General features: G+C 70.9%; 13 protein-coding genes. 11 read left to right on the forward strand and 2 right to left on the reverse strand.

Annotation, left to right across the window (positions count from 1 at the left end; all coding sequences use genetic code 11):
• Positions 1 to 56: 56 nt before the first annotated feature.
• A complete protein-coding gene (locus IW245_RS03570) occupies positions 57 to 2,258 on the forward strand; it encodes an RICIN domain-containing protein (protein WP_233473115.1) in 2,202 nt (733 codons plus the stop codon).
• A gap of 136 nt (positions 2,259 to 2,394) precedes the next feature.
• Here IW245_RS03570 and IW245_RS03575 read toward each other — a convergent pair whose 3' ends face one another.
• Positions 2,395 to 5,574, reverse strand: a complete 3,180-nt coding sequence (locus IW245_RS03575; RefSeq protein WP_197001769.1) for a S8 family serine peptidase — start codon at positions 5,572 to 5,574, stop codon at positions 2,395 to 2,397.
• A gap of 278 nt (positions 5,575 to 5,852) precedes the next feature.
• Between IW245_RS03575 and IW245_RS03580 the strand changes: the two genes are divergently transcribed.
• The 4 genes from IW245_RS03580 to IW245_RS03595 all read left to right on the forward strand — a co-directional run bounded on the left by IW245_RS03580 (position 5,853) and on the right by IW245_RS03595 (position 10,591).
• A complete protein-coding gene (locus IW245_RS03580) occupies positions 5,853 to 6,458 on the forward strand; it encodes a cysteine hydrolase family protein (RefSeq protein ID WP_197001770.1) in 606 nt (201 codons plus the stop codon).
• A gap of 7 nt (positions 6,459 to 6,465) precedes the next feature.
• A complete protein-coding gene (locus IW245_RS03585) occupies positions 6,466 to 7,398 on the forward strand; it encodes a GlxA family transcriptional regulator (RefSeq protein WP_197001771.1) in 933 nt (310 codons plus the stop codon).
• Between the two features lie 237 nt (positions 7,399 to 7,635).
• Positions 7,636 to 9,990, forward strand: coding sequence for a HelD family protein (locus tag IW245_RS42015; RefSeq protein ID WP_197001772.1), 2,355 nt, complete (start codon positions 7,636 to 7,638; stop codon positions 9,988 to 9,990).
• 130 nt (positions 9,991 to 10,120) lie between these two features.
• On the forward strand, positions 10,121 to 10,591 hold the full coding sequence (locus IW245_RS03595) for a carboxymuconolactone decarboxylase family protein (RefSeq protein WP_197001773.1): 471 nt from the start codon (positions 10,121 to 10,123) through the stop codon (positions 10,589 to 10,591).
• Positions 10,592 to 10,660: 69 nt separating this feature from the next.
• Here the strand turns inward: IW245_RS03595 and IW245_RS03600 are convergent, their stop codons facing one another.
• Complete coding sequence (locus IW245_RS03600; protein WP_197008300.1) at positions 10,661 to 11,881, reverse strand: RNA polymerase sigma factor; 1,221 nt, start codon at positions 11,879 to 11,881, stop codon at positions 10,661 to 10,663.
• Between the two features lie 270 nt (positions 11,882 to 12,151).
• Between IW245_RS03600 and IW245_RS03605 the strand changes: the two genes are divergently transcribed.
• From IW245_RS03605 to IW245_RS41435, 6 genes are all read left to right on the forward strand, one after another.
• Positions 12,152 to 12,469, forward strand: coding sequence for a hypothetical protein (locus IW245_RS03605; RefSeq protein WP_197001774.1), 318 nt, complete (start codon positions 12,152 to 12,154; stop codon positions 12,467 to 12,469).
• 3 nt (positions 12,470 to 12,472) lie between these two features.
• Positions 12,473 to 13,462, forward strand: a complete 990-nt coding sequence (locus IW245_RS03610; protein WP_197001775.1) for a radical SAM protein — start codon at positions 12,473 to 12,475, stop codon at positions 13,460 to 13,462.
• 84 nt (positions 13,463 to 13,546) lie between these two features.
• Positions 13,547 to 13,786, forward strand: a complete 240-nt coding sequence (locus IW245_RS03615) for a hypothetical protein (RefSeq protein ID WP_197001776.1) — start codon at positions 13,547 to 13,549, stop codon at positions 13,784 to 13,786.
• 56 nt (positions 13,787 to 13,842) lie between these two features.
• Positions 13,843 to 14,286 carry a hypothetical protein gene (locus IW245_RS03620; protein WP_197001777.1) on the forward strand — a complete coding sequence of 148 codons (444 nt, stop codon included), beginning with the start codon at positions 13,843 to 13,845 and terminating at the stop codon, positions 14,284 to 14,286.
• Entirely contained in the window at positions 14,283 to 14,594 is a 312-nt protein-coding gene (locus IW245_RS41430; RefSeq protein ID WP_197001778.1) for a winged helix-turn-helix domain-containing protein, read from the forward strand. The genes IW245_RS03620 and IW245_RS41430 overlap by 4 nt, the downstream gene beginning before the upstream one ends.
• A gap of 148 nt (positions 14,595 to 14,742) precedes the next feature.
• On the forward strand, positions 14,743 to 14,874 hold the full coding sequence (locus tag IW245_RS41435; protein WP_267920110.1) for a hypothetical protein: 132 nt from the start codon (positions 14,743 to 14,745) through the stop codon (positions 14,872 to 14,874).
• The last annotated feature ends 58 nt before the right edge of the window (positions 14,875 to 14,932 follow it).

The following is a 14,932-nucleotide window of genomic DNA, read 5'->3' on the forward strand; positions in this document are numbered from 1 at the left end:
GCACCGCGTTTTCGATGTCTGGGCGCTCACGACACCTGATAAGAAAGGTCCCATCTGTGTCCAGATACCGAAGAGGGTTCCTGGCGGCGGCCGCCGCAGTGGCCCTCATGACGGTCGCCCCGTCCGCGTCGGCGACCCCTCCGGCCGCCAACTACACGATCTCTATCAGCGCCCTGACCGGTCACAGCTTCGCCACCGACAGCCCGGCGAGCGGTTACATCGACAAGGACGGCACGTTCTACTTCCAGCAGTCCGCGGCCCTCTACGGTGCCACCGAGCCCCGGTACTGGGACTTTTACACCGGTACGAACTTCGACACGGCCAGCCGATCCAGCACGATCAGCAACGCGGTGAACCCGGGCAACGCCAATGACAAGAACAACGACACGTCGTGGCGGTGCGACAACAGCCCGACGGGGGCCACCTCGACGAACCCGCCGACCGGTTCGGGGTACGCGCACCGCAACTACTGCGACCTGATGGGTACCTGGGTCGACCCGGACACCGGCAACTGGTACGGGCTCGTGCACAACGAGTTCACCCCGGAGCCGTTCGGCAGCGCCGGATTCTCGCACTACGACGCGATCGACTACGCGGTGTCCACGAACCAGGGCAAGGTGTGGACCATCACCGGCCACGCCATCACCTCGCCCTACAGCACCACGCGGGGTGACGACGCCGCGTTCCCGAACCAGACCTGGTACTACGGCGACGGCGACCCCCGGCTGCTGGTGGACCCGGCCTCGGGCTACTTCTACGTCTTCTACAACTCGCGGGTCAACCCGAAGTACAACGCGGGCGGCAGTTCCACCTTCGGCGTGCACGTCGCGCGGGCCCCGATGTCGCAGAAGATGGCGACCGGCTCGTGGCAGAAGTGGTACAACGGCACCTGGACACAGCCCGGCGTGGGCGGCCAGGAGAGCAACATGGTGCCGGTCACCTCGCCCACCCAGACCGGCTACACCCCGGTCGCCAACAGCTACAACCCGGCCAACACCGGCACCACAGACCAGCAGATCGCCGCCGGGAAGATCCCGCCCAAGTCGGACCTGTTCTTGATGAACGTGTCCTACAACGCGTACCTGGGCCTGTACATCGCCGAGCCCGAGGTGCAGGACCAGAGCGTGCCGACGTCGCAGAAGTTCTACGTCACCGATGACCTGTCGACGCAGAAGTGGTACCTGATGGGCGACTCGGGCAACGCCGCGAAGTCCGGTTCCTGGTACCGGTGGATGGTCGACAGCGTCAACAAGACCGGCTCGACGATCGTGGGCAGGTCGTTCCGTTCGTACTGCTCGATCAACTGCTCGGGCGGCTCCGGAGGCAACTACTACACCGCCACCATCGACTCCTCCCAGCCGGCCGCCGCGCCGGTGGACACGTCGAAGACGTACACCATCAGCAGTGGTTCCGGCCGGGTGCTGGCCCAGGTCTCCGGCAGTTCGGCGACGACGTCGGTGGGGGCCGCGACCGGGTCGGGTCTGGAGGCGTGGTCGTTCGCGTCGCTGGGTGACGGCGCGTTCCGGATCACCAACGCCGCGACCGGCCAGGCCCTCGGCGTGGACGCCGCCACGACGGCCACGCGGGCGTGGGGGACCAAGCCCACGGTCACCGCGTCGACGGGCAGTGTCGGGCAGCAGTGGTTCATCGTCCGCAACGAGACCGGGGCCTTCCGGATCGTCAACCGGTACAGCCAGCTCGTGCTGGGCATGTCCTCGGACTCGACCCGGCTCACGGAGACCACTCCGCACCGGGCGTGGACGAACACCACCGGCAACGCGGTCGGCGGCAACCGCACCGCCGCCGAGCAGACCCTGACCCTCACCCAGACCAGCACCCCTGGAAACCTCAACGGAACCCACACCCTGCGCCTGGCGTCCGGGAACCTGCTCGACGTCTGGGGTGGATCCGTCAACCAGGGCCAAGGGCTCATCACCTGGTACGCCAACGGGGGCACCAACCAGAACTGGGTCCTCACCCAGCAGTCTGACGGCGCCTACACCCTGGTCAACGGCCGCTCCAACTTCTGCGCCGGGGTCTCCGCCAGTTCCACAGCCCCGGGCGCCAGCGTCATCCAGTGGTCGTGCACCGGGGTCACCGACCAACGCTGGCAGGCCACCCAGCAAGCCAACGGCTCCTACACCCTCACCAACGTCAACTCCGGTCTGCTGCTGACAGCGTCGTCAACGGGTCCCGGAGCCACGATCTCCCAGCAGTCGAACACCAACTCCCCCCTCCAGCAGTGGAGCATCTCCTGACCGCCGCTTGAGGCAGGGAGGGATAGTCGGGGCCCCGCATCGGCGCAAGCGATGCGGGGCCCCATCACGTCTTCCGGACCACCCTCGGTCGGGCGAGCGCCCGCGCCCGCCCGGCCGAGCGCGGCCGGTTGTGCGCCTACCGGGTCCGGTAGGCGTTGTGGATCGTCTCGGTGACCTTCGCGCCGTCCGCCCCCGTGGCGGTGGTCCGCAGCGACACCCCGCCGCCGGATGCCGGATGCCTGACCTGGCCGTGCCAACCGCCCTGCTCCCGGATCAGGTGCACCGGCACCCACGTGACCCCGTCGTCGAACGAAGCCTCCACGGTCAGCGCCTTGGCCACAGAACCATCCGCGCTGGACACCGTGACCGGTAGCCGGAGCAGCCCGCCGGCCGGGGCGTACCCCTCGGCGTCGAGCTCTGGCGAGAACTGCACGGCCAGCGCCGGCAGCCGGGTACGGGTCGACGTGTGGCCGGAACGGAACGCCCACTCGGTGGTGATCCGGTCGCTGAGCACCGCCGTGGCGTCGGCCCACTCGGTGACGACCCGGTAGTCGGCGGCCTCCGGCGGCACCGTGGTGTACATCCCGGTCGGGCTGGCGCTCTCGGCGAGCTTGGCGCCGTCGCGGTACAGCGTGGTCCTCGTCGTGGCGGTGCTCGTGTCGCGCATCCCGTACCAGCCGGCCCGGCCCGGGCCGCGCGGCATGACGTACGTGGCCAGCTCGTCGCCGTCGCGCGACATCAACCGGGGCACGACTGACGGCCCGAACACCGGCTTGTTGAGCTCGTCGAGGTAATGCTTACCGGGCCGGTAGTTCGTCATGATGTCCGTCGCCTGGTACTCGAACCCGGTGTCGGCGGACTTGGTCGCTATGGTGTTCCAGCCGAGGGTGTCGCCGCCCAGGTAGTACTCGACCCGCTCCGAGCCGACCCGGGCCGGAACGGGGAAGCCGGCCGCCGAGTCGAAACCGAGCGACTGCGCGAACGGGAACGCCACGTGCTCGGCGACCGGGAACCTCGGGTCGACCGGCCCGAGCACCCTGGTCCGCACCGTGGCCAGGTCGGCGGGCTTGAGCGTCTTGCGCAGGGAGCTCGGCAGGTCGTCGCTGGCCCACGCGAGGTTGTACGCGTAGGGGCTGTCCACCAGCTCGCCGCCGCCCCGGGCCATGGTCGTGGACACGATCGAGGCGAACCGGCCGGCCGGTGGCTTCGGGCCGAGCCGGACGAGCCGGAGTTTGTCGAGCCGGTCCGAGCCGAGCCACGTCGTGCTGGACCACTTCGCGTTGCCCTCCCGGATGCCCACACCCGCGTTGAGCGAAACGGCCCCGGGCTCAGGCACGCTCACCTCGTATTTGCCAGCCTGACGGCCGTCCATCTCTACGGTCATCGGGCCGGTCACGTCCAGCACCGGCCGGGTGACCGCCGCCATTCCGTCGGGGCTGTCGATGACGGTCATCACCGAGTACCGGCCGGGGGGCACCCGGACGGTGCCCTGCGCCTCGTAGACGTAGGCCGAGTCGGTCCCGTCCGCGTCCGGCCTCAGGCTGGTCATCTGCCGGGCGACCTGCCAGCCGTCGGGGGCCGTGGCGTGGATCGTCACCGCGACGAGTTGCCGCTCGCGGTGCACCGTGAACGCGTTGACCAGCGAGACGTCGCCGCCTGTCGCGATCAACCGACCGGTGTAGCGGCCGTCGGGTCCGTTGACCCTGGTGTCGGCGGTGACGGTGACCGTGGCGGTGCCGCCAGCTGGGACCGTCACGGACGGGTCCGCGGTGAACATTCCTGCCGGGGCCGCCTGGCCGGTCGGCGTCGCGCCGTCGACGCGGAGCGCCAGGGTGACCGGGGCTGACCCCTGGTTGCGGTAGGTCACCTGGCGGGTGACCGGCGTGTCGTCACCGTGCGGGTACTCGGTCGTGCCGAAGTCCAGGGTGCCCGACTCGGCGACCACGGACTGCCGGGTGGCCCGGGCCACGTCGACCCGGCCGGCGCCCTGGCCGAACACGTCCCCGCCGGGTTTGGCGCTGCCGGTCAACGCGTTCTTCAACTGGGCTGCCGTCCACTGTGGGTGCTGGCCGGCCAGCAGCGCCGCCGCTCCCGCGACGTGCGGCGTGGCCATCGACGTACCACTCAAGCTGGTGTATCTGTCATTCACCGGGGTGCCGATCACGCCGTGCGCCGCCCGGGCGGCCACGATGTTCACCCCCGGCGCCGAGATCTCCGGCTTGACCGTGCCGGTCGCACTCGGGCCACGGCTGGAGAACGGCGCACGCTGGTCGGCGCTGTCCACGGCGGCCACGGACAACGCCGCCTCGGCCGTGCCCGGTGAGCCGACGCTGCCGTCGAAGCCGTCGTTGCCGGCCGCGACCACGAACAGCGCGCCGGTCTGCGCGGTCAGCGTGTTCACCGCCTCCTCGAGCGGGTCGATTTCCGGGCCGTCCCAGGAGCCGAGGCTCAGGTTCACCACCCTGGCGTGCTGTTCCAGGGTCGCCCAGCGCATGCCGGCGAGGATCGCCGACTCGGGGCAGCCGTAGACCACGCACACCTTGCCGATCGCCAGCTTCGCGTCCGGAGCCACGCCCTTGTAGAGCGGGCCCACCCCGGCGATCGTCGACGCGACGTGCGTGCCGTGCCCGACCAGGTCGTCGGTGTCGGGATCGTCGGTGAAGTTGCCCGTCGCCGAGATCTTCCCGGCGAAGTCGGGGTGACTGGCGTCGATGCCGGTGTCCAGCACCGCGACGGTCACGCCGGCCCCCGTGTAGCCGGCAGCCCACGCCTCCGGCGCTCCGATCTGCGGAACGCTCTTGTCCAGCAACGGCTTGCGGATCCCGTCCAGCCAGAGCTTGCCGGGCGCGGCCATCCTGTTCTTCCCGAGCCCTGCCCAGAATCCGGCCGCGTCCTTCTTGGCCAGCTTCCTCGGCGTCACCCCCGATGCCACGAGCCCGGCCCCGCCCTGGCTGAGCAGCGGCAGATCGGCCCGGCGGGCGTCGTCGTAGCCGAAGTCGATCAGGGACGTGACGTCGAACAGCCGGGGGTCCAGCTTGCCGTCGCGCAACCCGTCGAGCGCGTCGACAGGGGTGACCCGCAGGTGCCCGTCAGCCTTTGTGATCATGTAGCCGACGTGGGTTCTACCAGAGCCCATCGCGACCGTGACCCGCTCGCCCGCGACGGTCACCCGGTCCCCGGTGACCAGGGTGACGGACCGGATCTGGCCGGCGGGGACGTCGGCCGGGGCGGGTGGGGGAGCGGCGGTCGCTACGCCGGGTGACGCGGAGAGGAGGAGCGTGGTGAGGGCGAGGCCTATCGGCCATCGTGGACGCATCCGCTGTCCCTTCAGAAGCTGAAAATGATCTCTCCTGTAGGACGGGCAGGACGCTTCACAGGTTGCTTCAGGCCCATCTGCGATCTTGGTACTCAGCTCACGTCACGGCGCGCAGCTGTGAACGGGGACGGGAGCCGGGACGTGTCCGGGCACCTCCATCGTGCGTGCCCGGGGATGATCCCGCGGCCGGACGGGACGGAAGTCGCGTGACCGGATCGGTCCGCACCCGGGCGTGATGGTGTCTTACCACGGCATCGCCGAGGGGCCATGATCGAACTATGAAACAAGCGCTCATCGTGGTAGACGTCCAAGAGTCGTTCCGGCAGCAGCCGCTCTGGCCGGCGATCTCCCGACCCGACATTGTCGCCCAGGTGGACCGACTGGTGGCGGCCTTCCGCTCCCGGGGTGATCTCGTGGTCTGGGTTCTGCATGCCGACCCCGGTACGGGAACGGAGTTCGACCCGGCCCTCGGGCACGTCCGGCTGATGGACGGGCTGGTTCCCCACCCGGGCGAGCCCGTCCTCACCAAGTCCGCTCACAACGCGTTCACCACGACAAACTTGCAATACCTCCTCACGACCGCCAGGATCAGCGACGTGGCCATCTGCGGCATCCGGACCGAACAGTGCTGTGAGACCACGACCCGGCTGGCGTCTGACCTCGGCTACGAGGTGACCTTCGTGATCGACGCGACGGCGACGTCCCCGATCGAGCACCGCGACGCGCCGGCCGACCGCACGCTCGAGGAGATCCTCGCCGACCCGCGGACGCTACAGACAGCGGACATCATCACCCGCACCGAGTACGCGCTCGCTGGCCGCTTCGCCACCATCCGCACCGTCGCCGAGGTCGTAGGCTCGGCGGCCGTCACCATCGGAGGCTGACCGGATCGTGTCCACCGTCGTCTTCCTGCTCGTCCCACAGCTGCACCTGTTGGATCTGGCCGGACCCGCCCAGGTGTTCTCCACCGCCGCGGACCTCGGGTACGACTACACGCTGCGGTACGTGGCCGAGCAGGAGGACGTCCCCACCTCGCAGGGAATTCCCCTCCGGGCGGGCATCGACTGGCCCGATCTGGAGCCCGGGGACCTCATCGTCGTCCCGGGCTGGCGCGGGCCGACGCTGGGGCGCCATGGCCAGCTCCGACCGGAAACGTCCCGCCGGCTGGCCGGGCACCACGCCGCCGGCGGGACGGTGGCGAGCGTGTGCGCCGGGGCCGACGCGCTCGGCCGTGCCGGGTTGCTCGACGGGCGGCGATGCACCACTCACCACGACCTCCAGGACGACCTGGCGCGGCGCTACCCGGCCGCGACGGTGGTGCGGGACGTGCTCTACGTGGTCGACGACCGGGTCGTGACCTCGGCCGGGATCGCCAGCGGCATCGACCTGGCCCTCCATCTGGTCGCGGGTAGGCACGGTCCGGGCGCCGCCGGCCGGGTCGCCCGCTCGATGGTGGTGTACGCCCGCCGCAACGGCGAAGAACAGCAGGCCAGCGCGATGCTACGGCACCGCTCACACCTCAGCGACGTGGTCCATCGGGCACAGGACCTGATCGACTCCCGATTCGCCGACCGGCTGCCGCTCACCGACCTGGCCGCCAGCTGCGGAGTCAGCGAGCGAACGCTGACCCGGCTGTTCGGGAGAGCGACCGGATTGACCCCGCTGCGCTACCAGCAGGTCCTGCGGCTGGAACGAGCCGAGCACCTGATCGGCCACGGCGCGACGGCCGAGGCAGCCGCGCGATCAGTGGGCTTCCAGGACGCCCGCATGCTCCGAAGGCTTCGTGCTTCCCATACCGCGCCGGCACAGGACGTCCGCCCGTAGCCCGAAGAACCCTCAGCCTTCATGCCTTCACCGCCGGACGGCGGCCGGCAAGTGAGATGCGCACGTAGCGCGGAGGAGGCGAGGCATCGGGAACTGAGTCGCAACGGTGGCGACCTTCCCTCCCTGCCACAAGAACTGTATCCCACGGAATCAGGCGGAACATCGACCCGCGGAACGATCTTCCGTCCCATTTCCACACATACGCTGGCCCTCCATCCATTCTCAGGAGGCATCTCAGTGCAGTCCGATCGGGCCGAGGAACTCGCGGCCGAGCAGCAGATCGTGGACACCGTCTATGCCAGGCTCGCCCAGGTCCGCGCCGACGCGGCAGAGGTCGACCAGGAGGGCCACAACCGGGCCAGGTCCGGACCGGTCGGCGGGCTCGTCGAACGCGACGCGATGGTGCACCTGGCGGACCGCCGGATGAAGGGCCTGGACGCCGCGTACGAGGGGCTGGTCTTCGGGCGGCTGGACCTCGACGACCAGTCGGGATTCCACCTCGGCCGGCTGGGCCTGCGCGACGAGCACCTGGAACCACTCCTCGTCGACTGGCGCGCGCCGGCCGCCGCCGCGTTCTACCAGGCCACGCCCGGGGTACCCCTGGGAGTGGTGCGCCGGCGCGTGATCACCTGCGCCGGCCCCCGGGTGCTCGAGGTCGACGACGAGCTGCTGGCCGCGCAGGCCCCCGAGCACCTGCGGCTCGTCGGCGAGGGCGCCCTGATGGCCGCCCTCGAGCGGAGCAGGGGATCGGCGATGCGCGACATCGTCGCCACGATCCAGGGCGAGCAGGACGCGGCGATCCGGGCGCCCTCGGGCGGGGTCACCGAGATCACCGGCGGCCCGGGCACCGGCAAGACCCAGGTCGCGCTGCACCGGGCCGCCTACCTGCTGTACGCCGAGCGCCGGCGGTTCGCCGAGCGCGGCGTGCTGGTCGTCGGGCCGTCAGCGGTGTTCACCCGCTACATCGGTCAGGTGCTGCCCGGGCTGGGCGAGGACGACGTCCGGCTCGCGGCACTGGGCGACCTCGCGGAGCCGGTGGCCGCGACCCGCTACGACGCGCCGGCGCTCGCAGCCCTCAAGGGTGACACCCGGATCGTCGACCCCCTCGCCGAACTCGCCTGGCAGGCCCCGCCGGACACGCCGGTGCGGCTGCGCGTCAGCCACGTGGGGCGGGCGCTCACGCTCGGGGAGAGCGAACTGGCGGCGGTCCGCCGCGCCGTCCGGGCCAGGGGGGTCGCGCCGAACGCCGCCCGGGGACTGGCGGCAGTCGAACTGCTCCGGGCATTGTGGGTCCGGCTGCGCGCCGAGGAGACCGGGCCGCCGACGGAGTACCGGGAGTTCCTCGACGACGTGGCCGACCGCGGCGAGTTCCGCGACTTCGTCGAGGAGTGGTGGCCGCCGCTGAGCCCGACGTGGGTGCTGTCGTGGCTCGCCGATCCAGCCCGGGGCGAGGCCGCCGGCCTGACCGCGGCCGAGGCGGCACTGCTCGCCGGGTCGTTCGCCGACTGCGTCGTGCCGCCGGACGTCGAGGAACCCGAACCGGCGCCCTGGACGGTGTCGGACGTGCCGCTCCTGGACGAGCTGCGCGTCCTGCTCGGCGTCACCCCGGAACGCAAGGGCTCCCGCACCGAACCCCTCTGGGCACTACAGGAACTGCGGACCTGGGCCGAGCGGTCCCAGGAGGGCGGGTACGTCCTCAGCCGCGGCCTCGACAACGGCTGGGGCCTGTACGGCGCAGGGGACCCGATGCCCTTCGCCCGGCACCCCGACCTCGACGACGCGCCCGTCGTCGCCCAGCGCTGGGCCGAGGCCGTGCTGGCCAGCCTCGACCTGAAGGTGCTCGAATGGGCCGACGCCGTCGACCCGTACGGCGAGCCCGGGTTCGCCCCAGTGATCAAGGGCGCGGCCCCCGCCCGCGAGAAGGAGGCCGTCGACGGGGACGACGGCTACGCGCACGTGATCGTCGACGAGGCCCAGGACCTGTCCCCGATGCAGTGGCGGATGCTGGGCCGGCGCGGCGAGTACGCCAGCTGGACCGTCGTCGGCGATCCGGCGCAGAGCTCGTGGGCCGACCCGACGGCCGCCCGGGCCGCGATGGAGCTCGCGATGGGCCCCGGCGCCCGGCACCGGTTCGCGCTGCGGACCAACTACCGCAACTCCACCGAGATCTTCGCGCTGGCCACCCGGGTCATCGCGGGCGTCGTACCCGCCGAAGAACTGCCGGTCGCGGTGCGCGCCACCGGCCGGGAGCCGGTGCTGCGGGCCATCAGCGCCGACACGCTCGCCGAGGAGGCCGTGCGGGCCGCCGCGGAACTGCTCGCCGAGGTGACCGGGACCGTGGCGGTGATCGCGGCCGAACACCGGCTCGATCACCTGGCCGGCGCGCTGGGCGGACTGGCCGACGGCCGGCTGACCGTGCACGGCGCGCTGGAGGCCAAGGGCCTGGAGTTCGACGCGACGGTGGTCGTCGAACCGGCCGAGTTGCTGGCCGAGTCCGGATCCGGTCCCCGGACGCTGTATGTGGCCCTGACCAGGGCCACCAACCGGCTGACGGTGCTGCAGACCGGGTCCGGCTGGCTGCCGGCCGTCTGAGTCGCGGGTGGCCGGGTCGTCCCCGGCCACCGCTTCCCTTTCGTGGTGAGAGGCGGGTCACACCCGCCTCCGGTCACATTCGACCCGCCTGGCGAGTCATCCAGGTGTACCCACGAAAGAGGAGCCTGTGATGGAAGCCCGTCTCAACATGTTCGGCAACGCCTCCGCGACGAAGTTCCTGAAGTACATCAACACCGCCGGCAAGGTCATCTCCGACTCGACGTTGCCGGCCGCGACCCAGGAGCTGGTGAAGATCCGGGCCAGCCAGATCAACGGCTGCGGCTTCTGCCTGGACATGCACACCAAGGACGCCGCGCACGCCGGTGAGACCTCGCTGCGGCTGAACCTCGTCGCCGCCTGGCGCGAGGCGAAGGTGTTCACCGAGGCGGAGCGCGCCGCCCTGGAACTGACCGAGGCCGGTACCCGGCTCGCCGACGGCCGGGGCGTCAGCGACGACGCCTGGGCCGACGCCGCCAAGCACCACGACGAGGACCAGATGGCCGCCCTGGTCTCGCTGATCGCCCTGATCAACGCCTACAACCGGATGAACGTCCTCGTCCAGCAGCCCGCCGGGGACTACCAGCCCGGACAGTGGGCGTAACTGGCCCGTGCCGCGCCCGCCGGCACGCACCCACGCCCGGGTGGGGTCGCGACGCCGGCGCGGTGCGGCTCATGGGCCGGACAGCTGGTCGCGGCGACGGACGAGGTACGCCGTCTCCGCGGAGTTGCCGGCCAACCCGATCGCCCGGTCGTAGGCCGCCCGCGCCTCCTCGCCGCGGCCGAGCCGGCGCAGCAGGTCCGCGCGGGTGGCGTGGAAGGCGTGGTAGCCGTCCAGCGGCAGACCGTCGACCTCGGCCAGCGCGACCTGCGGTCCGTCGAGCTCGGCGACGGCGATCGCCCGGTTGAGCCGCACGATCGGCGAGGGGTCCAGGCGGCTCAGGTGGTCATACAGCGCGACGACCTGGGACCAGTCGGTGTCGCGGACATCGGGGGCGTCGGTGTGCACGGCGTTGATCGCGGCAAGGAGCTGGTAGCGCCCCGGCGGCTGCCCGGACGCGAGGCGCGCGCGGAGCAGGGCGTGGCCCTCGGCGATCAGCGCGCGGTCCCAGGCGCCGCGGTCCTGCTCGGCGAGGGTGACGAGTTCGCCGCCCGCCGACACCCGCGCCGCCCGGCGGGCCTCGGTCAGCAGCATCAGCGCCAGGAGACCTGCGACCTCGCCGTCCGTCGGCATCAGGGCCCGGACCAGCCGGGTCAGCCGGATCGCCTCGGCGGTCAGGTCGGCGCGGACCGCCTCCTTCCCGGGGGCCGAGGCCAGGTAGCCCTCGTTGAAGATCAGGTAGAGGACCGCGAGCACCCCGGTGACCCGGGCGGGGAGGTCCTCGCGCGCCGGTACCCGGTAAGGGATCCTCGCGACCTTGATCTTCTCCTTCGCGCGGGTGATCCGCCGACCCATGGCGGTCTCCTGGACCAGGAACGCCGCCGCGATCTCGGGCACCGTGAGCCCGCCGACCATCCGCAGGGTCAGCGCGACCCGGGCCTCCATCGCGAGAGCCGGGTGACAACAGGTGAAGACGAGGCGGAGCCGGTCGTCGTCGATGACGCCGAGCGGTTCGGGGGTGTCGGCCAGCATCAGCGCCTCCTGGTGCTTCTCCTCGCGCCGGGCCTCGCGGCGGAGCCGGTCGATGGCCCTGCGGTGGGCGGTGGTGGTGAGCCACCCGCCGGGATTCGGGGGTACGCCGTCGACCGGCCAGCGCTCGACGGCGATCGCGAACGCCTCGGCCGCCATCTCCTCGGCGATGTCGAGGTCCCCGACCCGCCTGGCCAGGGTGGCGACCACGCGGGCCCACTCCTCGCGGTGGACCCTGGTGATCACCTCGCCGACACCGGTCACGCGAACGGCCGCAGTTCGATCCACGCCGCCTCCCCTTCCCGCCCGTCGACGACCGTGGCCACGTCGGGCGGTCTTCTCCCCTGCTACGAACACCGCCGCCCCGATCCGACACATACTTCGAGGGCCTGTCCGCGGCCTCGATGCTATCGGCCCCCAGCGACCGAGAAGCCGCACCTCATAGAGATGCGCGGATGTGGGCCATGGTGACTCGGCGTATGTGTAAAACTTTCGGAGAGTGGCCTTTCCGGCTCACCACCTGGGGGGAACGACATGGCTCCGAAGACGGCCGCCGGCAAGATGCGCGGCTCCGACCTGTTGAAGAACCGGTACACCGAACAGGACCTCGAGAAACTGCTGGCGGTAGGCGACGCAGAGGGGATCGACCTCGTCGACTTCTTCCCGGTCGGCATCCCGGCCCCCGACGGCAGCTGGGGCGTGTGGCACGTCAAACGCGACAACCTGGCCACCCTGCTGGACCGGCTCACCAAGCTGGAGCACATCCCGGTATTCAAGGTCTTCCCGAAGGGCATCCCCTTCCCCGACATGTTCGAAGTGATCTTCGAGGCGGGTTCGCAACGGCGCTACTGACCCGTGCGCCTGACCGGCAGGGAAGGGATCCTCCAGATCCACCCCACCCGACGCTGCAACCTCAGCTGTCTGCACTGCTACTCCGAGTCCGGCCCGGGCGCGCGCGAGGAGCTCGCGCTCGGCACCTTGCTGGCCGTCGTCACCGACGCCGCCGAACTCGGGTACACGGTGCTGTCGGTCTCCGGCGGAGAGCCGCTCATGTACCGGCCGCTGCCGCTCCTGCTCGCCCACGCGCGGGCGCACGCGATGCGCACCCTCGTCACCACCAACGGCACGCTGACCAGCTCTCGTCATCTCGAGCCCATCGCCGCGCACCTGGACCTGCTCGCGCTGAGTCTGGACGGGCCACCCGCCGACCACGACGAGATGCGGGCCCGGCCCGGCGCGTTCGACACGCTCGCCTCCCGGATGGACGACGTCCGGGCGGCCGGGATCACCTTCGGCTTCCTGTTCACCCTGACCCAGCACAACGTGCACCAGCTCGACTGGGCCGTGCGCTTCGCCCTCGAACAGAAGGCGTCGCTGTTGCAGATCCACCCGCTGGAGGCGTCCGGCCGGGCGTCGGGGATGGCCGACTCCGTTCCCGACGAGATCGAGTGCGCCGCGGCGGTGCTGGAGGTCGCGCGCCTGCGCCACGAGGTCGGCGACCAGCTGCGCGTCCACCTCGACCTGACCGTGCGGGCCGCCCTGCCCCACAGTCCGATGTCGGCGGAGGACCATGACCCGTCGGCGGCGTTCGCGCGACTGGTGTCCCCGCTGGTCGTGGAGCCCGACGGCCGCTGCGTGCCCCTCGAGTACGGCTTCCCCGCGTCGTTCGCCCTGGGCGACGTCACCGAGCACCGTCTGAGCGTTCTGGCCGCGACCTGGCGGGACACCGTACTGCCGAGATTCCAGCGGCTCGTCGCCGACGTCCACCACACGCTCACCGCCGAGGATGGCCCCCTGGTCGCCAACTGGTACGCCGAGACCACCCGCGCCGCCCGGTCCCGCTGAGCACCGCGCGGCCGGGGTCGTCCTGGGATGTCGCTTGGGGAACCGGTGCCACCCGCCGCGCCTCTGATAAGCATGTTCACGGGGATGCGGTACCGGGTGGCCTTCGTGGTGGGGATGGGCTGCTGGGCGGTCGTGCTGAAATGGGTGCTCCTGGACGGGATCCTGGAGGGACGGTGGCTGGCGACGGCCGCGCTCGTCGTGCCCACCCTGCTGGCGCCCGTCGTCCTGTGGTGGCTGCGCAGGCGCAGGATCGCCGAGGGCGAGGCGATGCTCGCCGAGATCCGCGCCGCCCGCAATGACGCACCGCCCACCGGACCGTCCTGAGCGATCAGCCGCGGAAACTACTTTCCAAACTGGAAAGTAGTTTCTATGCTGTAGCCATGAACGATCTCACGCCCCCCACCAGCGCCCAGGCCCGCGAACGCCTCGCCACCGCCCAGGGACTCGCCACCACCACCGCCCGCCGAGGAGCCGTCGTCGGCTCGATCACCACCGCCGCCGTCGGTGTCCTCATGGCGGGCGCCCTCGCCGCGACGTCGTACTTCGCGTCGAGGAACCCGATCGCCCTCGCCCTGTCGTTCGCGGTCTACGGCATCGCGCTGGCACTGCTGATGGCGTGGCACCGCCGCACCCAGGTGGTCGCCCAACGCGGCTTCGGTCGGGCCTACATCCGCGCACTCATCACCACGATCGTGCTGTACGCCACCGGGGTGGCCCTGCTCCCACAACACCTGTCCTGGCCGTGGACGACTGCCTACTGCGTCCTGGTGGCGTTGCCGATGCTCGTCACCGCCACCCGCATGGCCACCGGCGCGCGCCGGTGAGCGACGCCGGAGCCACCCACCCCCGCCACCGACTCAACGAGACGATCCACGCGCCGGTGCGGTTCAGCATCGTGGCGGCGCTGTACGCGGCGGACCAGGCCGAGTTCGGCTTCATCCGCGACACGGTCCAGATCTCGGACTCGGTGCTGTCCCGGCAGATCGGCGTGCTGGAAGCGGCCGGCTACGTCCAGGTGCGCAAGGGACACGTCGGCAAGCGCCCGCGCACCTGGCTGTCGCTCACCGCGGACGGCAGACAGGTCTTCACCGACCACCTCGCCGCCCTCCGCGCCATCGCCGACGGTGTCTGAACCATCACCGGAGCCATTCTCCGGGAATAGCCCGAGGCCCACGAGAATGGTCGTGAAGGACGTCCCCGAAAAAGCGTTGCGATGGCTGGCACTGGAAATTATGGTTGTCACATCACGTCGAACGACACCGACCGAAGGAGGGGAAGACATGACGCGGACCGCCACCACGAACTGGCAGCGAGTCGCACTGCGCGGCGATGTCGTCGTGCACATGTCCAACCGGCCCTTCGGGCATCTGCACCCGAAGCCGTATGTGAATATGGGCAGGTGGCAGGCGTAGCACATCCAGTGCCGCCGCCGCCCCGTCCCCATCGGACAGGGCGGTTTTTCGTTTACCT

It is taken from the genome of Longispora fulva, assembly GCF_015751905.1.
GTDB lineage: Bacteria > Actinomycetota > Actinomycetes > Mycobacteriales > Micromonosporaceae > Longispora > Longispora fulva.